Raw genomic sequence first — 20,150 nt, forward strand, 5'->3', positions numbered from 1 at the left:
ACCGACACGGGGACAGGCTCCACAAAAACTCCCGCGCCGACCACGGCCGACCCCACTACCCTCACGCCCATGACTCCCGAGGCCCTGGTGCGCGACCACACGATCTACTCCTGCGTCATGGGGTCGCGCGCCTTCGGTCTGGCGACGGAGGTCAGCGATACGGACCGCCGGGGCGTGTACCTGGCCCCGACCCCGCTGTACTGGCGCTTCGAGAAGCCGCCGACGCACGTGGAGGGCCCGCGCGAGGAGGAGTTCAGCTGGGAGCTGGAACGCTTCTGCGAACTCGCCCTGCGCGGCAACCCGAACATCCTGGAGTGCCTGCACTCCCCGCTCGTCGAGCACGTCGACGACACGGGCCGCGAACTCCTCTCCCTGCGCGAGGCGTTCCTCTCCCGGCACGTCCACCGCACCTTCGTCGGCTACGCCGCGGGCCAGCGGCGCAAACTGGACGCCGACCTCCGCCAGTACGGCGCCCCGCGCTGGAAGCACGCCATGCACCTCCTGCGCCTGCTGACCAGCGCCCGCGACCTCCTCCGCACCGGCCGCCTGACCCTCGACGCCGGCCCGGAACGCGACGGCCTCCTGTCGGTCAGACGCGGCGAGCTCTCCTGGCCGGAGGTCGAGTCCTGGATGACCCGCCTCCACGAGGAGACGGACAAGGCCCTGGCGACCTCCCCCTTGCCCGAGTCCCCGGACCACCGAAAGGTGGAAACCTTCCTCACCCGAACCCGCCGCACGTCAGCCCTGCACGAGGTCTAGCCGTTCAGGCGTCCCAGAGGGCGCCCAGGGTGAGGAGTTCGCTGCGGTACTCGATGCGTTCGGACCATTCCTTGGGCCAGGCGGCCGCGCCCAGGTGGGCGCCGGCGAAGGCACCGGTGAGGGCGGCGATGGAGTCGGAGTCGCCGCGGGTGCAGGCGGCTCGGCGGAGGGCGGTGACCGGGGCCTCCGGGAAGAGGAGGAAGCAGAGGAGGCCCGTGGCCAGGGCTTCCTCGGCGATCCAGCCGTCGCCGGTGTACTCGCAGGGGTCGAGCTCCGGGTCGGCCGTGCGGGCGGCCTCCGCCAGCTTCTCCAGGATGGCGAGGCACTCGTCCCAGCCGCGTTCGATGTACGACTCGGGCGTGGCGTCGTGGCCGTGGGCCCACAGGTCGCCGAGCCACTTGTGGTGGTAGCGGGAGCGGTTCTCGTACGCGTACGAGCGCAGCCGGCCGACCAGGCCCAGCGGCTCCGCGCCCTGCGTGAGCAGGTACACCGCGCGGGCCGTGAGGTCCGAGGCGGCCAGGGCCGTCGGGTGGCCGTGGGTGAGCGCGGCCTGGAGCTGCGCCGCGCCGGCCCGCTGCTCGTCACCGAGGCCCGGCACCAGGCCGACCGGCGCGACGCGCATGTTCGCGCCGCAGCCCTTGGAGCCGATCTGGCTGGCCTGCTGCCAGGGCCGGTCGCCGTCGAGGAGCCGGCAGGCGACCATGCACGTACGGCCGGGAGCGCGGTTGTTGTCCGGGGAGTGGTACCAGTCGACGAACTCCTCCCGCAGCGGGCGGACGAGCCGGAGCGGGGCCAGGACTCCCCGGTCCCGGGCGGTGCGCAGGGCGCGTCCGACCGCGAGCGTCATCTGGGTGTCGTCGGTGACGTGCGCCTTGCCGCGCCCGCCCGGCAGCTCCATGCGCCGCCACGGCCCGCATTTCGCGAGGATGGCCGGCACGTCGTTGAACTCGGTGGGGAAGCCCAGCGCGTCGCCGAGCGCCAGGCCGACAAGCGTCCCCGTGGCGGCCTGCTTGGTGATGGTCCGTGCACTGATCACGTGGATGACCGTCCTTCCGGTCGCAGCAGGGGCGGGTGCAGCGCGGTCGCGCTCCCCGCCCGGTACAGAGCGGCCGGTTTCCCCCGTCCGCCGGTGAGGCGCGGCGGTCCCTCCACGGCCTGCACGAAGCCGGGCGTGGCGAGGACCTTGCGCCGGAAATTGGGGCGGTCGAGCTCGACGCCCCAGACCGTCTCGTACACCTCCCGCAGCTCGCCGAGGGTGAACTCCGGCGGGCAGAAGGCGGTGGCGAGACACGTGTACTCGAGCTTGGCGCCGACCCGTTCGCGGGCGTCGGCGAGGATCCGGTCGTGGTCGAAGGCGAGGGGCCCGTGCGTCCCGTACGGCAGCCAGCGCGCCTGGGCCGCGTCGCCGCCGCCGCGCGGCTCCGGCAGGTCGTCCGGGACGAGCGCGGTGTACGCGACGGACACCACCCGCATCCTCGGGTCCCGGTCCGGCTCGCTGTACGTCCGCAGCTGCTCCAGGTGCAGCCCGGCGACCGTCGCGTCCGACAGCCCGGTCTCCTCGGCCAGTTCGCGCCGCGCGGCGGACTCGGAGGACTCCCGGGGCAGGACGAACCCGCCGGGCAGCGCCCAGGCCCCCGCGTACGGCTCCTGGCCGCGCTCCACGAGCAGCACGTGCAGCCGCTGCTCGCGGACGGTCAGGACGGCGAGGTCGACGGTGACGGCGAAGGGCTCGAAGGCGTACTTGTCGTAGCCCTCGGGGGCCCGGGCGGTGCTCATGCGAACTCCGGGGTCAGGTGCCAGCCCTCGGCCAGCAGGTCGTCCACGGCGGCGACGGCGGTCGCCAGCCGTTCCTCGTGCGGTCCGGTCAGGACGGCCGTCCGCCGCCCGGTGTGCGCGAGCTGCGCGAGCAGCCGCGCGGTCGTCCAGGCGCGGAGCGCGTCGTCGTCGCCGTCCGCCTCCGGCACGCCCCGGTGGTCCGTCAGGAGCCACAGGTGCTGCCGGCCGCGCGCCGCGATCCGCGCCGTCTCCTCGCTCGGCGCGCCGAGGTACCGCTCGTGCCGGATCGTCGCCGCGAACGCGTCCGCGTCGCAGAACAGCACCGGCGCGCCGGTCCGCGCCGCCTCCTCCTCGCGCTCGGACTGGCCGCCGGCGATCAGCGGGTACTCCTCCGTGCGCAGCTCCCGCGCCGGCCGCCCGCCGCGGTACGCGTCCGCGTGGTCCGGTACGCAGCGGGTGCGCGCCCACACCCCGCCGCGCCGCCGGTAGTGGTCGGCGAGGGCGAGCGCCAGGGTGGTCGCACCGGTGGACGCGGCGCCGAGCACGACGACCCGCCGGGTCAGCGCGGCGCGCACCGGCGGCTCCAGGAAGTCCCACCAGCTGACCGGGTCCTTGCGCACCGCGGTGCCGGAGACCGGGAACACGCTGCGCCCCGGGTCCACGCAGACCGCCTCCGCGCCGAGCCGCCGACCGAGCCCCTCCCCGTACGGCTCGGAGCTGAAGACCGCGTCGACCGGTTCCGGCACGGCGGCCGCGGCGAGGACGGCCGCGGGCACGGCGGACGGGTCGGTGACGGCGTCCGCACCGATGACCCGGACGTCCGGGTGCACCTCGCGCAGCCAGGCGACCCGGTCGTCCAGGGCGAGCGGCTCGGGGGCCGCGCCGCAGGCGAGGACGGTGAGCCGCTCGCAGCGGTCGCGGGCGGTGCGGATCAGATGGTGGTGGCCGGCGTGCGGCGGACAGAACCTCCCCAGGACCAGCCCGTGCCCGTAGCGCCTCATGCCCCGTCACCTCCGCCCCCTCGGCATTCGGGCGCCGTGCCGCCGGTGCCGCCTGGTCCACCCCCGTGGGTCCAGGCGGAGCCGGCCGTCGCACGACACACCGAGCTCTTTAAGAGTCACCTTGACTATAAAGCGGATCGTGACTCGCCCACAAGTACGAATGCGAGGGAATGCGAAAGGGGCCCGCGTCCGCCGTGCGGCGATCGCGGGCCCCTCACCGGCCGGCCCCTACAGGCCGACCTCCTTCATCAGCATTCCGACCTCGGTGTTCGACAGCCGGCGCAGCCAGCCCGACTTCTGGTCGCCGAGCCCGATCGGCCCGAAGGCCGTCCGCACCAGCTTCTCCACCGGGAAGCCCGCCTCGGCGAGCATCCGCCGCACGATGTGCTTGCGGCCCTCGTGGAGCACGACCTCGACCAGGTAGTTCTTGCCGGTCTGCTCGACCACCCGGAAGTGGTCGGCGCGGGCGTAGCCGTCCTCCAGCTGGATGCCGTCCTTGAGCCTCTTGCCGACCTCGCGGGGCAGCGGGCCGGTGATGGCGGCCAGGTAGGTCTTCTTCACGCCGTACTTGGGGTGGGTGAGACGGTGCGCCAGCTCGCCGTGGTTGGTGAGCAGGATGATGCCCTCGGTCTCGGTGTCCAGCCGGCCGACGTGGAAGAGCCGCGTCTCACGGTTGGTGACGTAGTCGCCCAGGCACTGGCGGCCGTCCGGGTCCTCCATGGTGGAGACGACGCCGGCCGGCTTGTTCAGCGCGAAGAACTGGTACGACTGCGTGGCGACGGTCAGGCCGTCGACACGGATCTCGTCCTTCTCCGGGTCCACGCGCAGACCCTGCTCGAGCACGATCTCGCCGTTGACCTCGACGCGGGCCTGCTCGACCAGCTCCTCGCAGGCACGGCGCGAGCCGTAGCCGGCGCGGGCCAGCACCTTCTGCAGCCGCTCGCCCTCCTGCTCGGCGCCCGGGAAGGTCTTGGGCGTCTTGACCTGGGGCTTGTTCGCGTACCGCTCCCGGTTGCGCTCCTCCGCGCGGGCGTCGTACTCGCGCGAACGGGCGGGGGCGGTCCGGCCGCCGCCGCGCTTCGGGGACTGCTTGGGTCCGCCCTTGGCGCCGCCGCGGGCGGCCGCGCCGCGGCCCCGCTTCGGCTCGTCGGACGGCATGCCCACGTCGTACGTGCGGTCCTCGGGGCGGGGCTTGCGCGCCCGGCCGGACGTCTGGCTCTGGCCGCCGCCCCGCTCGTCGCGCGCGTTGCCCGCTCCCCGGTAGTTGCCGCGGCCGCCGCTCTTGGCACCACGGCTCCCGCCGTTGTTTCCGCTGTTCCTGCCGCTGCTGCTTCGCATCAATGTTCCGTCTTGTCGATTGCGTCTGCGTCTTCGAACGACGGTAGTCCTTCCCGGGACTCGGCCTCGACCGCGTCCGCCTCGGGGAGGAAGGGCGCGAGCTCGGGCAGTTCGTCCAGGCCGCGCAGGCCCATCCGCTCCAGGAAGTAGTTCGTCGTCCTGTACAGGATCGCACCTGTCTCGGCTTCCGCGCCCGCCTCCTCCACAAGACCGCGCTGGAGGAGGGTGCGCATGACCCCGTCGCAGTTCACTCCGCGCACCGCGGAGACGCGGGAACGGCTGACCGGCTGGCGGTACGCGACGACCGCGAGGGTCTCCAGGGCCGCCTGGGTGAGCCGGGCCTGCTGCCCGTCGAGCACGAAGCGCTCGACCGCCGCGGCGTGCTCGGGACGGGTGTAGTACCGCCAGCCGCCCGCGACGAGCCGCAGCTCGAAGCCGCGGCCCTGGACGGTGTACTCGTCGGCGAGCTCGCGCAGCGCGTCGGCGACGGCGCGGCGGGGCGCGTCGAGGACCTTGGCGAGGTGCTCCTCGGTGGCGGGCTCGTCGACGACGAGCAGCACGGCCTCGAGGGCGGGCTTGAGGTCGCCGGGCTTGGGGTCGCCGTGGACGTCGCTCACTCCATGGCCTCCGTTACTTGATCGAACTCGTCGGTGACGCGGGTGTCGCCGTCCCCGCCGGTCCAGGACACCGTGAGGTCGCCGAGGGCTTCGGGCTGGTCGAGCGCGACGGCCTTCTCCCGGTACAGCTCCAGGAGGGCGAGGAAGCGGGCGACGACGGTGAGGGTGTCGTCGGCGTCCTCGGCGAGCTCGCGGAAGCTGAGGGTCCCGCGCGCCTTGAGCAGTGCGACGACGACGCCGGCCTGCTCGCGCACACTGACCAGCGGGGCGTGGATGTGATCCACGTACACCTGCGGCTTGGCCTTGGGCTGCATGGCCTTGACGGCCAGCTTGGCGAAGCCCTCGGGGCCGATGCTGATGACGACCTCGGGCAGCAGCTCGGCGTGGTGCGGCTCGAGCCCGACGGTGCGCGGGTACCGCCGCCCCTCGCTCTCCCAGCGCTCGGCGAGGATCCCGGCGATCTCCTTGTACGCGCGGTACTGCAGCAGCCGCGCGAACAACAGGTCGCGCGCCTCGAGCAGCGCCAGGTCCGCCTCGTCCTCCACCTCGGCGGCGGGCAGCAGCCGGGCGGCCTTGAGGTCGAGCAGCGTGGCGGCCACGACGAGGAACTCGGTCGCCTGATCGAGGTCCCAGTCGGGCCCCATCCCCCGGATGTACGCCATGAACTCGTCGGTCACCCGCGACAGCGCGACCTCGGTGACGTCCAGCTTGTGCTTCGAGATCAGCTGCAACAGCAGATCGAACGGCCCCTCGAAGTTCCCGAGCCGCACGGTGAACCGCCCGGTCTCGCCGGGAGCGTCACCGGCGTCACCGGGGACGGGGAGACCGGCCACGGGCTCGGCCGGAGGGCCGGGTACAACGGAGGGCGCGGCGGGAGTGTCGGACGCAGGCCCGGCGGAGACGGGCTCGGCAGAGACGGGCTCGGCGGAAGTGTCAGGCACCGCCACGCGGCCCTCGGCCCGCGGGCGACTCGGCTCCGCACCGCCCGGCTCCGACGCGGCGGTGCCGGGCTGTTCGGCGGTTCCGGGTGGCGGCCGCTCGTCGGTCGCCGGCGCGGCCGGCCCGGGGGGCTCCGCCGTCGCCTCGTGCGATGCGGCCTCGGGCGGGGGCTCCGGCTGTGGTGCCTCCGGGGGCGCCCCCTCGACCGCCTCGTCCGAGGCCGCAGGCTCAGGATCCGCCGGCAGCTCCGGCGGACGCCCCTCCCCCGCCCCCGGGCGGGCAGGTGTGCCCGGGCCTCGGCCCAGGGGGCGGCGGCGGGGGTGCGGGGACGTTTCGGCGGGGGGCATGGGGGTCCTGGGAGGAGCGGGGGTGCGGCAGGCCGCAGGCTACCCTCAGCGGCCGCGCAGGCGCCGGACCAGGATGCTCGCGTCGCCGCGCGACTCCAGGTCGGCGAGGACCACCGCGACCGCCTCGCGGACGATCCGGCCGCGGTCGACCGCGAGTCCGTGCTCGCCGCGCAGCACCAGGCGCGCGTGCTCCAGGTCCATCAGCTCCTCGGCGGAGACGTAGACCGTGATCTTCTCGTCGTGCCGTTCCCGCCCGCTCGGCCGCCGGCTGGGCGACCGGCGCCGCCGGGCCGCCTGCGCGGGCGGAGCGGGCTTCGAGGACTCCGGCTCCGCCGCGCGGGCCCGCGGCTCGGCGGTCTCCGAGTCGGCCGCCGCGTGCTCCTCGGAGCCGCCCGTGCCCTCGGCCGCCGCCTCGGTGTCGCTCTCGCCCGCCGGTGCGGGCACCCTCGGCTCGCCCCGGCGGGGCGAGGAGGACTGCAGGGCCGTGCCCCCGGTCGTACGGAACAGCTCGTCGGCTCCGGGCAGACTCACTCGGCGTGACACCGGGCGAGCACCTCCCTGGCGAGCTGGCGGTACGCGGCGGCGCCGACGGAGTTCGAGGCGTAGGTGGTGATCGGCTCACCGGCGACCGTGGTCTCCGGGAAGCGTACGGTCCGGCCGATCACCGTGTGGTACACGTGGTCGTCGAAGGCCTCGACCACGCGCGCGAGCACCTCACGGCTGTGCACGGTCCGGGAGTCGTACATCGTGGCGAGGATGCCGTCGAGCTCCAGCTCCGGGTTCAGCCGCTCCTGGACCTTCTCGATGGTCTCGGTCAGCAGGGCCACACCGCGCAGCGCGAAGAACTCGCACTCCAGCGGGACGATGACCTTGTGCGCCGCCGTCAGGGCGTTGACCGTGAGCAGACCGAGCGAGGGCTGACAGTCGATCACGATGTAGTCGTAGTCGTTCATCAGCGGCTTCAGCGCCCGCTGCAGCGTCGACTCGCGCGCGACCTCGGAGACCAGCTGGACCTCGGCCGCGGAGAGGTCGATGTTGCTCGGCAGCAGGTCCATGTTGGGGACCGCGGTCTTGAGCAGCACCTCGTCCGCCGACATGCCCCGCTCCATGAGCAGGTTGTAGACGGTGAGGTCGAGCTCCATCGGGTTGACGCCGAGACCCACGGACAGCGCGCCCTGCGGGTCGAAGTCGACGAGCAGCACCCGGCGGCCGTACTCCGCGAGCGCCGCACCCAGGTTGATGGTCGACGTGGTCTTGCCGACGCCGCCCTTCTGGTTGCACATCGCGATGATCTTCGCGGGACCGTGATCGGTCAGCGGTCCCGGGATCGGGAAGTACGGCAGGGGCCGTCCGGTCGGGCCGATCCGCTCGCGGCGCTGCCGGGCAGCGTCGGGCGCGAGGGTGGCCGCGTACTCCGGGTCGGGCTCGTACTCGGCGTCGGGGTCGTAGAAGTGACCCTCGGGCAGCTCGTCGTAGGCGGCGAAGTGGGTGGACTCTCGGCCACTCTCGTTGCCGGCCGTGGCGTTCACGTGTAGGCCGTCCATCGTCTTCATCGTGTGGGCTGTCGTCATGGGCTGGTGGGTCGCGTGGGTACGGACCGCGACGGAGCCGATCGGGTGGTCTCCTGACTCGCCACTCCCGGGAGTGAATGTCGACTTATTCACAAGTCGTCTTACCTCCTTGGACGTGACCAGGAACATTTATCGATAGGTCAGCGTGGCACCATGCCGACGGTTGGCGACTCTATGGCGTGTCACCGCTCCGCAGCAACACAATCCGCCGGACCCGGCCCGATGTGTCGGTAACCGAACACCCCGCTGTCAAGGGTGCACAAGCATGCATCCACACGTTTCAGGGGTGTGCGAAACGGTTAAACAGTTACGTTCGAGGCGAGTTGAACGCGAGCCGGAACGTGGCCGGACGCGTGAGGTTGACGGCGGGCATTGACTCACCGTCGGCGAAGCTCAGCCCGAGGCTCGGCTCCGCGGTGTCCCGGGGTCAGCCCAGGAGGGCGCTCAGCTCGACGTGCTCGTAGCCGTGAGCCTCGGCGACCTCCCTGTAAACGACCTTGCCGTCATGGGTGTTGAGACCCTTGGCCAGCGCGGCGTCGCGGCGCAGCGCCTCGGCCCAGCCGTTGTTCGCCAGCGACACGATGTAGGGCAGCGTGGCGTTGGTGAGGGCGTAGGTGGAGGTGTTCGGGACCGCGCCGGGCATGTTGGCGACGCAGTAGAAGACCGAGTTGTGGACCATGAAGGTCGGCTCGGCGTGGGTGGTCGGGTGGGAGTCCTCGAAGCAGCCGCCCTGGTCGATTGCAATGTCGACAAGGACACTTCCGGGCTTCATCTTGGCGACGAGCTCGTTGGTGACCAGCTTCGGGGCCTTGGCGCCCGGGATGAGGACGGCGCCGACGACGAGGTCCGCCTCGATGACCGCCTTCTCCAGCTCGAAGGCGTTGGAGACGATCGTCTTGACCTTCGTGCCGAAGATCTTGTCGGCCTCGCGGAGCTTGTTGATGTCGCGGTCGAGCAGGGTCACGTGGAAGCCCAGGCCGATGGCGATCTGCACGGCGTTCCAGCCGGAGACGCCGCCGCCGATGACCACGCACTCGCCGGCGTGGGTGCCGGGGACGCCGCCGGGCAGCACGCCGCGGCCGCCGGCCGAGCGCATCAGGTGGTACGCGCCGACCTGCGGGGCCAGCCGGCCCGCGACCTCGGACATCGGGGCGAGCAGCGGCAGCGCGCGGTTCGCCAGCTCGACCGTCTCGTAGGCGATGGCGGTGGTGCCGGACTCCAGGAGCGCGTCGGTGCACTCCTTGGACGCGGCCAGGTGCAGGTAGGTGAAGAGGGTCTGGTCCTTGCGGAGGCGGTGGTACTCCTCCGCGATGGGCTCCTTGACCTTGAGCAGCAGGTCGGCGGTGGCCCAGACGTCGTCGGCGGTGCCGAGGATCTCGGCACCGGCGGCCACGTACTCCTCGTCGGTGATGGAGGAGCCGACACCGGCGTTCTGCTCGATGAAGACCTGGTGGCCGTTGCGGACGAGCTCGTGGACACCGGCGGGGGTGATGGCCACGCGGTACTCGTTGTTCTTGACCTCGCGGGGGATGCCGACCTTCATCGTCGATCACGGTCCTTGAATCAGGGGGAAGGGTGGAGCAATGCCATACATACCCGGATGCATCGCTACGCACCGGGGCAGACCGCGTTCGACTGCGGCGGAGCCAGTCTAATGAAGGATTTCCCGCTGTCTAGCCTTACAAACAACTAATCCTCACGAGAAGCACTACGGATTTCGTAGGCGGAGGAGTCGGTTCCAAGAAGTCTCTGCGCTGTCGCCCTGTGGAGTCGGGCGGCGGCCGGGTCGCCGAGCCGGTCGAGGGTGTCGGCCAGCCTGAGCTGCAGCGCGGCCTGCAGCCGCTCGTCCCGGGCGCGCCGGGCCCACTCCACCGCCTCCTCGCAGGTCCGCAAGGACTCCTCGGGCCGGCCGGCGTACTCCTGGACCCGCGCGGCCTCGCTCAACGCCCGTGCGTAGCCGGGCAGATCGTCGAGCCTGCGGTGGCCCGCGGCGGCCGCGCGCCAGTTCCGCAGGGCCTCGCCGTAGCGGCCGGAGTAGGTGAGCACCGCGCCGAGCCGGCCGTACAGCCGGGCCTGGTCGGCGCGCTCGTCGCGGGCGAGGCGGTGCGCGAGCGCCCGGGAGTACCAGTCGCCGGCCCGTTGCCAGTCCCCCAGCTCCTGGTAGGAACCCCCTACGGATTCCATCGCGCGGCCGATCGCGTACGGGTCGTTCGCGGCCCGTCCGGCGTCCAGCGCGGTCCGGTAGCGGGCCAGGGCGGCCTCGGTGCGGCCGGTCCGGGCGTCGAGGTCGCCCAGGTTCAGCAGGGCGGCGGCCCGCTCCCGGTGCAGCCCGCGGCGCTCGGCGACGTCCAGGACCAGGCCGTGCAGCCCGTACAGGTCCGGGGCCGCGGCCTCCGCGCCGCGGTGTGCGGCCAGGGCCCGGACCAGCGCGGACACCAGCCGCCGGGCCAGGGTGTCCAGCTCGCCGTCGGCGACGGCGAGGCGGGCCGAGGCGAGCAGAGCGGGGCGGCGGGCGGTCAGCCACTCGGCGGCCGCGGCGGCGTTCGGGAACCGCAGGGCGCGCGGCAGCCCCGCCAGCTTGCGCCGGGCCGCCGAGCCCTCGGGCTCGGTCACCGCCCGGCAGGACTGCAGCAGCCGTACGGTCCGCTCCAGCATCCGGGCCCGGGCGAGCTGTGCCTCGGCGGGCCGGTCCTTCTCCTCCAGGAGCGCGCGCAGCGGCGCCTCGAGATGCCCGGGCACCTCGTACTGACCGTCGGCGACGGCCCGGACGAGCCCCAGCCCGGCGAAGTCGGAGAGCGTGGTCGTGGCCGCGGAGACGGAGCAGCCGGCCAGCGCGGAGGCGGTGTGCGCGTCGGCCAGGCCCAGCGGGGCGAGGGCGAGCAGTCGCAGTATCCGGGCGGCGGGCTGCGGCAGAGCCTCGTGGAGCAGCCGGAACGCGCGGTGCTGCGGCTCGCCGGCCAGGGCGCGCAGCCGCTTGGCGAGGTCGGCGACGGAGGACTTGGGGTGGGCGGCCAGCCAGCCGCCGGCGAGGACCAGCGCGGCGGGCTTGCCGCCGCAGACCTCGGTGAGCGTCTCGGCGGCCTGCGGGTCGACGGTGATCCGCACCGAGCCGGTGAAGCTCTCGAGGAGTTCGATCGCGGACTTCGGGTCGAGCCCGCCGAGGGTGCAGGGCCGTACGTCGGGGATGCCGGTGAGCGGCCCCTGGGAGACGGCGACGACCAGGCAGGCGGGGTTGTCCGGCAGCAGCGGGTCGACCTGCTCGGCGTCCACGCAGTCGTCGAGCAGCAGCACGGTGCGGCGGACGGCGAGGGTGTCGCGCAGGGTCTCGGCGAGCTCGTCGCCGTCGGCCCCGGCGGGTCCGTCGACGCCGAGGGCGTCGAGCAGTTCGCGGGCGGTGCGCTCGGTGGGCACGGGGGCGCCGCCGAAGTCGGTGAGCCGGGCGCGCAGTACGCCGTCGGGGTACGTGGCGGCCAGCCCGGCGACGAGTTCCTCGGCGAGCGCGGTGCGGCCGGAGCCGGGGCGTCCGGCGACGAGCAGCACCCGGGCGCGGGGGGCCTTGCGGCCGGCCAGGGTGTCCAGGCCGGCGCGTTCGATGTCGGCGCGCAGCGCCTTCAACTCCCGTTGCCTGCCGAAGAATCGGCGAACGCCGCCGGTCGCCACCGCCTGATCCGACACGGGCCACACTCCCGACTGTCCGCGCACGCGCTCCGGTCCCGCGGGGGCTCCGCACGGGCGATCACGAGCGTAGTTCAGCGACGGGTGCCGCCCCGGCGGAGCGCGGCGGGCATTTCGCCCGATCGGATCAGCAGATCGTCATACCGGAGGTGTGGAAGGGCGTTCGCCTCGCCCAGGGCAGGCCCGAGCGGAAGCCCCCGCCCCGTCCCGAAACCCTGCCGGGGGCGGGCAGGCCCGGGGCCTTTTGGTCGCGCAGGATCCGGGGGCGGAGCCCCCGGCCCCCGTCCCTACGCCTCGAAGGGCCGGGCCGGCCACGGCGCGTCGGCCGGGCGCAGGGCGTCCAGGCCCTCGCCCGCACGGGCCGCCGTCAGCGACAGCACGCCCACCACCAGGCAGTTGTTGTGCAGTTCGCCGGCGAGCACGCCGCGCACCAGCTCCGGCAGCGGCACCCGGGCGAGCTCCATGTCGGACTCCTCCTCCGAGACCTCGTACCGCTCGCCCTCCGCCTCCGAGAGCCCGCGCGCCAGGAAGATCCGCACGGCCTCGTCGCAGCCGCCGGGCGTCGTGTACACGTCGGTGAGGACCCGCCAGTCCTCCGCCTTGACGTGCGCCTCCTCGTACAGCTCGCGCTGCGCCGCGTGGAGCGGGTTCTCTCCGGGCACGTCGAGCAGGCCCGCCGGGATCTCCCACAGCTTGTGCCGCACCGGGTGCCGGTACTGACGCAGCACCAGCACGCGGTCCTCGTCGTCCACCGCGAGCACCGCGACCGAACCGGGGTGCACCTGGTAGTCGCGGCGCGCCACCGACCCGTCCGGCATCACCACGTCGTCCGTGCGGACACTGGTCTTGTTCCCCTGGAAGGGCGTCGTCGTCGCGACGACCCGCCACTCCTCGGGGGTGTCCTGAAACTCCATCAGCGTCCGTCCTCCCACACACGAAAACCGGGGTGCGCGCCCCGAGAGGGACCCGTACCCCGGCAACGGTAACAAGTGCCGCTACTGCGCGGTCTTGCGCTCCACGGCCGCCTTGACCAGGCCCGCGAACAGCGGGTGCGGCCGGGTCGGGCGGGACTTCAGCTCCGGGTGCGCCTGGGTCGCGACCAGGTACGGGTGGATCTCCTTCGGGTACTCGACGTACTCGACGAGCTTGTTGTCCGGGGAGGTTCCGGAGAACACCAGACCGGCCTTCTTCTCCAGCTCGGCGCGGTAGGCGTTGTTCACCTCGTAGCGGTGACGGTGACGCTCCTCCACGTACGGCTGGTCGGCGTAGACCTCGCGGACGACCGAGCCCTCGGCGAGCTTCGCCGGGTACAGGCCCAGACGCATCGTCCCGCCGAGGTCACCGGCGCCCTCCACGTACGCGAGCTGCTCCTCCATCGTGGAGACGACCGGGTGCGCGGTGGCCGGGTCGAACTCGGTGGAGTTCGCCTCGGGGATGTCCGCGAGGTTCCGGGCCGCCTCGATGACGATGCACTGCAGGCCCAGGCAGATGCCGAGCAGCGGCACCTTGTTCTCGCGGGCGTACTGGATCGCGCCGACCTTGCCGCTCACACCGCGGTCGCCGAAGCCGCCGGGGATGAGGATGCCGTCGACGTCGCCGAGCTGCTTGGCGGCACCGGCCGGGGTCTTGCAGTCGTCGGAGGTGACCCACTTGACCTTGACCCGGGCCTTGTTCGCGAAGCCGCCGGCCCGCATGGCCTCGGTGACCGAGAGGTACGCGTCGGGCAGGTCGATGTACTTGCCGACCAGCGCGATGGTGACCTCGTGGTCGGGGTTGTGCACGCGGTCGAGCAGGTCGTCCCAGGTGGACCAGTCCACGTCGCGGAACGGCAGGTCGAGCTTGCGCACGACGTACGCGTCCAGGCCCTCGGTGTGCAGCACCTTCGGGATGTCGTAGATCGACTTGGCGTCGATCGCGGCGACCACGGCGGCCTCGTCGACGTCGCACATCAGCGAGATCTTGCGCTTGATGGCGGTCGGCACGTCGCGGTCGGCGCGCAGCACGATCGCGTCGGGCTGGATGCCGATGTTGCGCAGCGCGGCGACGGAGTGCTGGGTCGGCTTGGTCTTCAGCTCGCCGGACGGGCCGATGTACGGCAGCAGCGAGATGTGCACGACGAAGACGTTGTCCCGGCCGACCTCGTGGCGGACCTGGCGGACGGTCTCCAGGAACGGCAGCGACTCGATGTCGCCGACGGTGCCGCCGACCTCGGTGATCACCACGTCGACGTCGTCGGTCGCCATGCGGCGGATCCGCGACTTGATCTCGTTGGTGATGTGCGGGATGACCTGGACGGTGTCGCCGAGGTACTCGCCGCGCCGCTCCTTGGCGATGACCTGCGAGTAGACCTGGCCGGTGGTGACGTTGGCCGAGCCGTCGAGGTCGACGTCGAGGAAGCGCTCGTAGTGGCCGATGTCCAGGTCGGTCTCGGCGCCGTCGTTGGTGACGAACACCTCGCCGTGCTGGAACGGGTTCATCGTGCCGGGGTCGACGTTGAGGTACGGGTCGAGCTTCTGCATCGTGACCCGCAGGCCCCGCGCCTTCAGGAGCGCACCCAGGCTGGAGGCGGTGAGGCCCTTGCCGAGGGAGGAGGCGACACCCCCGGTGACGAAGATGTGCTTGGTCGTCGTGGTGTTGGGCGGCATCGCCAAGAGGGGGCTCCCGTGGTCGGTTCTGGAAGTGCGCGACGGCGTCCGCTCCGGAGGAATCCGGGGGTGCCGAAGCTGCGGTTTCGGGGGTCTCGGCTGTCGCCGTTTCCCACCGGTCCACGGGGTACCAGGGTATCAGCGCCGAGGAGAGATGGCTTCCGGCCACACGGGGCACACGGGTGCACACGGACGGCGACCGGGCGGCCCGCGGAGCCGCCGCGCCGGGCGACGAATTCACCATCCGGTCACCCGACAATCCGTTCCTCCCACCCGAACGGCCATTTCTCGCTCCCTCGGAAGGAGCAGCGGCGTTGTCCCGCCGACCGCGCGGATCACTAGGGTGCGACGTATCCTGCTCGGACACGTTGCCGAGCCGGGCCGGCCAACGGCACACCCCCGCTGTCAACCGGTCGATCAGGTCTCGTCAACGAACCTTGACCCGCTGACCATCGCTTACCTTGCAAGCAGCGCCCCGCGGGGCGGACGTGGCCGTTCGACTGGAAGAGATGCACGTGGCCGGGCGCATCGAGGATTACGCACTCATCGGAGACATGCAGACCGCAGCCCTGGTCTGCCGGGACGGCTCGGTCGAATGGCTGTGCCTGCCCCGCTTCGACTCGCACGCCGTGTACGCCGGGCTGCTCGGCACCGAGGAACACGGCTTCTGGCGCATCGGCCCGGCCGTCCCCAACGGCGGCACCCCGCCGCCCGCCGACCGCAGGCGCTACCGGGGCGACTCGCTGGTCCTGGAGTCCGAGTGGGACACCGGACGCGGCACGGTCCGGGTGACCGATTTCATGCCCCCGCGCGACGGCGCGCCGCAGCTGATCCGGATCGTGGAGGGCGTCAGCGGCCGGGTGCAGATGCGTTCGGCGCTGCGCATGCGGTTCAGCTACGGCCGGATCGTCCCCTGGGTGCACAAGGTCGGCGAGCGCACGGTCGCCGTCGCCGGCCCGGACTCGGTCTGGCTGGACATGGACGCCGAGACCCACGGCAAGGACCTGACGACGTACTCGGACTTCACCGTCACCCCCGGCGACCGGGTCACGTTCACCATGACCTGGCAGCCCTCGCACAAGGAGCCGCCGGCTCTGCCGGACCCGGAGGGCTCCCTGGACGCCACGCTGGACTTCTGGCGCGAGTGGGTGGAGCACTGCACGTACCACGGCCCGTACCGGGAGGCCGTGGTCCGCTCCCTGATCACGCTGAAGGCCCTCACGTACGCGCCGACCGGCGGCATCGTCGCCGCGCCCACCACCTCCCTGCCGGAGGAGATCGGCGGCGTACGGAACTGGGACTACCGGTACACCTGGCTGCGCGACGCGGCGATCACGCTGTCCTCGCTGCTGCGCACCGGCTACCGCGAGGAGGCCCGCGCCTGGCGGGAGTGGCTGCTGCGCGCGGTGGCCGGCGACCCGGAGAACCTGCAGATCATGTACGGCATCGCCGGCGAGCGGGAGCTCGGCGAGGCTGAGCTGGACTGGCTGCCCGGGTACGAGAACTCCGCCCCGGTCCGGGTCGGCAACGGCGCGGCGAGCCAGCTGCAGCTGGACGTGTACGGCGAGGTCACCGAGGCGCTGCACCTGGCGCACATGACGGGCCTGTCCCGCAACGACTACGCCTCGCTGCTGCAGCTGAAGCTGATCCAGTACCTGGAGGACCACTGGAACCAGCCCGACGAGGGCATCTGGGAGGTCCGCGGCCCGCGCCGGCACTTCGTGCACTCGAAGGTGATGGCCTGGGTGGCCGTCGACCGGACGATCAAGCTGATCGAGTCCGGCGACGCGGACGGTCCGCTGGAGCGCTGGCGGGAGCTGCGCGACGACATCCACCGGGACGTCTGCGAGAAGGGATACGACCCGGAGCGGAACACGTTCACGCAGTCGTACGGCTCGAAGGAGCTGGACGCCTCGCTGCTGCTGATCCCGCAGATGGGTTTCCTGCCGCCGGACGACAAGCGGGTCATCGGCACCATCGAGGCGATCCAGCGGGAGCTGTCCACGGAGGACGGTTTCATCCTGCGCTACCCGACGGAGGGCGCGCACGCGGGCGTGGACGGGCTGCCCGGTGACGAGGGGGCCTTCCTGGCCTGCTCGTTCTGGATGGCGGACGACCTGGCGATGATCGGCCGGGTCGACGAGGCACGCAAGCTGTTCGAGCGGCTGCTCGCGCTCCGCAACGACCTCGGGCTGCTGGCGGAGGAGTGGGACCCGCGGCTGCAGCGTCAGGTGGGGAACTTCCCGCAGGCGTTCAGCCATGTGCCGCTGATCGACACGGCGCTGAGGCTGACGGCGAGCGGCGCGTACGGGGGCTGACGGACGGGCGCCGGGGGCACGGCGCTGAGGCGCGCGTACGGGGTGGCCGGAATACGATGAGATGGTCCTGTCGCCCCTCGTGGAAGGGGGGCTCCCATGGGTCCCCACGTCTCCGAAAGCGCCCTGGCCGGACTGGTCGAGGATCTGGCCGGTGAGGTGCTCGTCCCCGGCGATCCGGGCTACGACGAGGCCCGCGTCATCCACAACGGCATGATCGACCGGCGTCCGGCGGTGATCGCGCAGTGCGCGAACCAGGCGGACGTGTCGAACGCGATCCTCTTCGGCCGTGAGGCGCAGCTGCCGATCGCGGTGCGCGGCGGCGGGCACAGCGTCGCCGGGACCAGCGTGATCGACGGCGCGCTCGTGGTCGATCTGCGCCGGATGCACACGGTGGTCGTGGACCCGGAGGACATGACCGTACGGGTCGACGGCGGGACGACGATGGGGCAGATGGACCACGCCTGCCAGCCCTTCCACGTGGCGACCACCGGCGGCCGGGTGTCGACCACCGGCGTCGGCGGATTCACGCTGGGCGGCGGCTCGGGCTGGCTGGAGCGGAAGTTCGGCCTGGCCAGCGACAATCTGCTGGCCGCGGACCTGATCACGGCCGAGGGCAAGCACGTGCACACGGACGCGCAGGAGAACCCGGACCTGTTCTGGGCGCTGCACGGCGGCGGCGGAAACTTCGGGGTGGCGACCTCGCTCACGCTGCGGCTGCACCAGCTGCCGCGGATGAGCATGGCGATGCTGTTCTTCCTGCCGGACGACGCGCCGGAGATCGTGCGCACGTTCCGTGACCTCGCGGCCGGCGCGCCCGACGGGTTCGGCGGCGGGGTGATCTACATGCCCGCTCCGCCGGAGCCGTTCGTCCCCGAGGACGTGGTCGGCCGGCTGATCTGCGGGACGCTGTTCACGTACGCCGGGCCGGTGGAGGAGATACGCGAGCTGGTGGCGCCGCTGATGGCGCTGAAGCCGGTCGTGGAGATCGTCCAGGACGTCCCGTACGCGGAGCTGCAGTCCATGCTGGACGACCCGCCCGGGCTGCGGAACTACTGGTCGGCGGAGTACCTGACGGGTCTGCCGGACACGGCGGTGGACGTCTTCTGCGACCGCGGCGCGGGCATCCCCGCGGGCCTGCCGATCCAGCACGTGCTGTTCCTGATGGGCGGGGCGGTGGCACGCGAGGGCGCGCAGTACCCGCAGCCGTGGCGCACCGCGCCGTGGGTACTGCACCCGTTCGCGACGTGGGAGGACGCGGCGGACGACGAGCGGGCCGAGCAGTGGGTGCGGGACGTGCGGGCGGACGCCCGGCCGTGGTCGATCGACGCGGTGTACCTGAACTTCGTCGGGGCGGAGGGCGAGCAGCGGGTGGTGGACTCGTACGGCGAGGAGAACTACCGCCGGCTGCGCGCGGTGAAGGCGGAGTACGACCCCGACAACGTGTTCCGCCACAACCACAACATCGCCCCCGCCACGTCCTGAACGGCTCCCGGGACACGTCCCTGGCCCGGCTCAGGTCAGGGCGGCGATCACCTCGCGCGCGGCCCGCTCGCCCTCGGTGGCGCCGCCCTCCATGAAGCCCTGGAAGTCGTAGCTGCAGTGCTCGCCGCCGATGTGGATCCCGCCCTGGGCGGTGCCCTCGTAGCCCGCGTACCGGTGCAGATAGCCGACCGGCCAGCAGGAGTAGGCGCCGAGCGTATACGGGTCGCGATGCCAGGCGGAGAGCTGGGCGCGGCCGGTGTACGCGGCCGAGGTGCCCGGGTAGAACGCGTCGATGCCGCGCAGGTACCGGGCGGCCAGGTTCCGTACGTACGGGTCGGACTCGGTGGCGAACGGCGCGGCGGGGGTCAGGGAGCGGGCGAGGCTGCCGCCGCCGTACTGGATGAGGATGCCGCCGGTGCCGCCCTGGACCCTGGTGGTGTCCCAGGTCTGCTGGACCTCGGCGTCGGTGAAGCAGTCGCCGGCGGACACTCCGGGCCAGGGGCCGGCGCCGCGCCAGGGTCGGGTGCCGAACTGCATGTTGAGCTTGGTGCAGTAGCCCATGCGGGCGTCCCGCAGCAGGTTCGTCATGAGCGGGTCGAAGCCGGCCCGGCTGAGGTCGAGGCGCTGGAGGATCGGCAGCGGTACGCACAGGACTGTGTGGTCGGCGGTGACGGTGCGGGTGGCACCGGCCTCCTCGAAGGTCAGGGTCTGGGTGCCGTCGGCGTTCGCGCGTACGGCGGTCAGGGACCATCCCATGCGCAGGGTCCCCGGGGCGAGCGCGCCCGCGACGGCGTTCGGCAGCCGGTCGTTGCCGCCGGTGATGTGGTAGCGCTCGTTGGACAGACCCCAGACGTTGAAGTTGCCCGGATTGGTCTGATAGCCCATCAGCAGAACGAGGGCGAGCGAGGACTGCTCGGTGGTGTCGGCGCCGTACTCCACGTTGTAGGCGACGTCGATGAAGCGGCCGAGGGGCGAGTCGTGGCCGCCGGGGACCCGTGACTCGATCCATTCGTGGACCGACATGTCGTCGAGTGCGGTGCCCGTGGGGGTGGTCCGGTTCCACGTCACCTCCCCGGCCTCCGACAGGTCCCGGCGCAGTGCCTGGTAGACGGCCTTGAAGTCCTCGTCGGCCTGCCGGCGCGGGTAGTAGGCGCCCTGGAACCAGAGCACCTCCTCGGCTCCGTTGGGGCCACCGCCGAGGAAGTCCTCGACGGGGAGGTCGAAGCGGCGGCAGAGTTCCAGGATCTTCTTGTGGCTGGTGTCGATCAGCTCGCCGCCGATCTCGGAGGACTGCCCGTACGCCCAGTGGGCCCGCTGGGTCCACATCCGGCCGCCGACACGGGCCGGGTTGGCCTCGTACAGCGTCGGGGCCAGCCCGGCGTCCTGGAGAGTGAGGGCGGCGGTCAGACCGGAGATGCCGGCGCCGACGACGGCGACGCGGGCGGGGGTGACGGCGCCGGCGGGGACGGCGGCGCGGGCGGCGGCGGGGCGCGCGACGCTCACGGCGGCGGAGGCCGTGAGCCCGGCGGCCGCCGCGTACGCGAGGAGGGACCGTCGGCCGAGGGCGTCGGCCCGCATGCCGCGCAGCTCGTCGACGGGGAGGTTGAGCCGCCCGGCATCGGCGTGCTCGGCGGCCAGTCGCTTCAGGAGGTGCATCGGGTTGGTGCGTGCCATGGGGCGCT

Annotated in this window: 16 protein-coding genes; 3 read left to right on the plus strand and 13 right to left on the minus strand. The window is 72.4% G+C overall.

Features of this window, described 5'->3' with window-relative positions:
- Positions 1-69 precede the first annotated feature (69 nt).
- A complete protein-coding gene (locus ABZO31_RS06415; protein WP_406860040.1) occupies positions 70-759 on the plus strand; it encodes a DNA polymerase beta superfamily protein in 690 nt (229 codons plus the stop codon).
- A 4-nt stretch (positions 760-763) separates the two neighbouring features.
- On the opposite strand, the gene ABZO31_RS06420 is transcribed toward ABZO31_RS06415, so the two are convergent.
- The 12 genes from ABZO31_RS06420 to ABZO31_RS06475 all read right to left on the minus strand — a co-directional run bounded on the left by ABZO31_RS06420 (position 764) and on the right by ABZO31_RS06475 (position 14,668).
- Positions 764-1,795: an ADP-ribosylglycohydrolase family protein gene (locus ABZO31_RS06420; RefSeq protein ID WP_406860042.1), complete on the minus strand. Its 1,032-nt coding sequence runs from the start codon at positions 1,793-1,795 to the stop codon at positions 764-766.
- A complete protein-coding gene (locus ABZO31_RS06425; protein ID WP_406860043.1) occupies positions 1,792-2,535 on the minus strand; it encodes an NUDIX hydrolase in 744 nt (247 codons plus the stop codon). Before ABZO31_RS06425 ends, ABZO31_RS06420 begins: the two co-directional genes overlap by 4 nt.
- Entirely contained in the window at positions 2,532-3,536 is a 1,005-nt protein-coding gene (locus ABZO31_RS06430; RefSeq protein ID WP_406860044.1) for an AAA family ATPase, read from the minus strand. The genes ABZO31_RS06425 and ABZO31_RS06430 overlap by 4 nt, the downstream gene beginning before the upstream one ends.
- A gap of 228 nt (positions 3,537-3,764) precedes the next feature.
- Positions 3,765-4,874 (minus strand): pseudouridine synthase, encoded by a 1,110-nt coding sequence (locus tag ABZO31_RS06435; RefSeq protein WP_406860045.1) that lies wholly within the window; start codon positions 4,872-4,874, stop codon positions 3,765-3,767.
- Positions 4,874-5,491 (minus strand): SMC-Scp complex subunit ScpB, encoded by a 618-nt coding sequence (gene scpB / locus ABZO31_RS06440; protein ID WP_406860046.1) that lies wholly within the window; start codon positions 5,489-5,491, stop codon positions 4,874-4,876. Before scpB ends, ABZO31_RS06435 begins: the two co-directional genes overlap by 1 nt.
- Positions 5,488-6,777 (minus strand): segregation and condensation protein A, encoded by a 1,290-nt coding sequence (locus ABZO31_RS06445; protein ID WP_406860047.1) that lies wholly within the window; start codon positions 6,775-6,777, stop codon positions 5,488-5,490. The genes scpB and ABZO31_RS06445 overlap by 4 nt, the downstream gene beginning before the upstream one ends.
- Before the next feature lie 45 nt (positions 6,778-6,822).
- Positions 6,823-7,320, minus strand: coding sequence for a hypothetical protein (locus ABZO31_RS06450; RefSeq protein WP_406860048.1), 498 nt, complete (start codon positions 7,318-7,320; stop codon positions 6,823-6,825).
- The gene (locus ABZO31_RS06455) at positions 7,305-8,348 is read right to left on the minus strand and encodes a ParA family protein (protein WP_406860049.1); all 1,044 of its coding nucleotides are present in this window, start codon (positions 8,346-8,348) and stop codon (positions 7,305-7,307) included. The genes ABZO31_RS06450 and ABZO31_RS06455 overlap by 16 nt, the downstream gene beginning before the upstream one ends.
- Positions 8,349-8,775: 427 nt before the next feature.
- On the minus strand, positions 8,776-9,891 hold the full coding sequence (ald, locus tag ABZO31_RS06460) for an alanine dehydrogenase (RefSeq protein WP_406860050.1): 1,116 nt from the start codon (positions 9,889-9,891) through the stop codon (positions 8,776-8,778).
- Positions 9,892-10,037: 146 nt separating this feature from the next.
- Positions 10,038-12,023: a tetratricopeptide repeat protein gene (locus ABZO31_RS06465; protein WP_406860051.1), complete on the minus strand. Its 1,986-nt coding sequence runs from the start codon at positions 12,021-12,023 to the stop codon at positions 10,038-10,040.
- Positions 12,024-12,310: 287 nt separating this feature from the next.
- Complete coding sequence (locus ABZO31_RS06470; RefSeq protein WP_406860052.1) at positions 12,311-12,937, minus strand: NUDIX domain-containing protein; 627 nt, start codon at positions 12,935-12,937, stop codon at positions 12,311-12,313.
- A gap of 81 nt (positions 12,938-13,018) precedes the next feature.
- Positions 13,019-14,668 (minus strand): CTP synthase, encoded by a 1,650-nt coding sequence (locus ABZO31_RS06475; protein WP_406865271.1) that lies wholly within the window; start codon positions 14,666-14,668, stop codon positions 13,019-13,021.
- Between the two features lie 515 nt (positions 14,669-15,183).
- Between ABZO31_RS06475 and ABZO31_RS06480 the strand changes: the two genes are divergently transcribed.
- Together ABZO31_RS06480 and ABZO31_RS06485 are read left to right on the plus strand one after the other, a co-directional pair.
- Positions 15,184-16,986: a glycoside hydrolase family 15 protein gene (locus ABZO31_RS06480; RefSeq protein WP_406860053.1), complete on the plus strand. Its 1,803-nt coding sequence runs from the start codon at positions 15,184-15,186 to the stop codon at positions 16,984-16,986.
- Positions 16,987-17,082: 96 nt separating this feature from the next.
- Positions 17,083-18,468: an FAD-binding oxidoreductase gene (locus tag ABZO31_RS06485; RefSeq protein ID WP_406860055.1), complete on the plus strand. Its 1,386-nt coding sequence runs from the start codon at positions 17,083-17,085 to the stop codon at positions 18,466-18,468.
- A gap of 30 nt (positions 18,469-18,498) precedes the next feature.
- Here ABZO31_RS06485 and ABZO31_RS06490 read toward each other — a convergent pair whose 3' ends face one another.
- Positions 18,499-20,142 carry a flavin monoamine oxidase family protein gene (locus tag ABZO31_RS06490; protein ID WP_406860056.1) on the minus strand — a complete coding sequence of 548 codons (1,644 nt, stop codon included), beginning with the start codon at positions 20,140-20,142 and terminating at the stop codon, positions 18,499-18,501.
- Positions 20,143-20,150: the final 8 nt, after the last annotated feature.

It is taken from the genome of Streptomyces solicamelliae, assembly GCF_045348655.1.
GTDB classification, from domain to species: domain Bacteria; phylum Actinomycetota; class Actinomycetes; order Streptomycetales; family Streptomycetaceae; genus Streptomyces; species Streptomyces solicamelliae.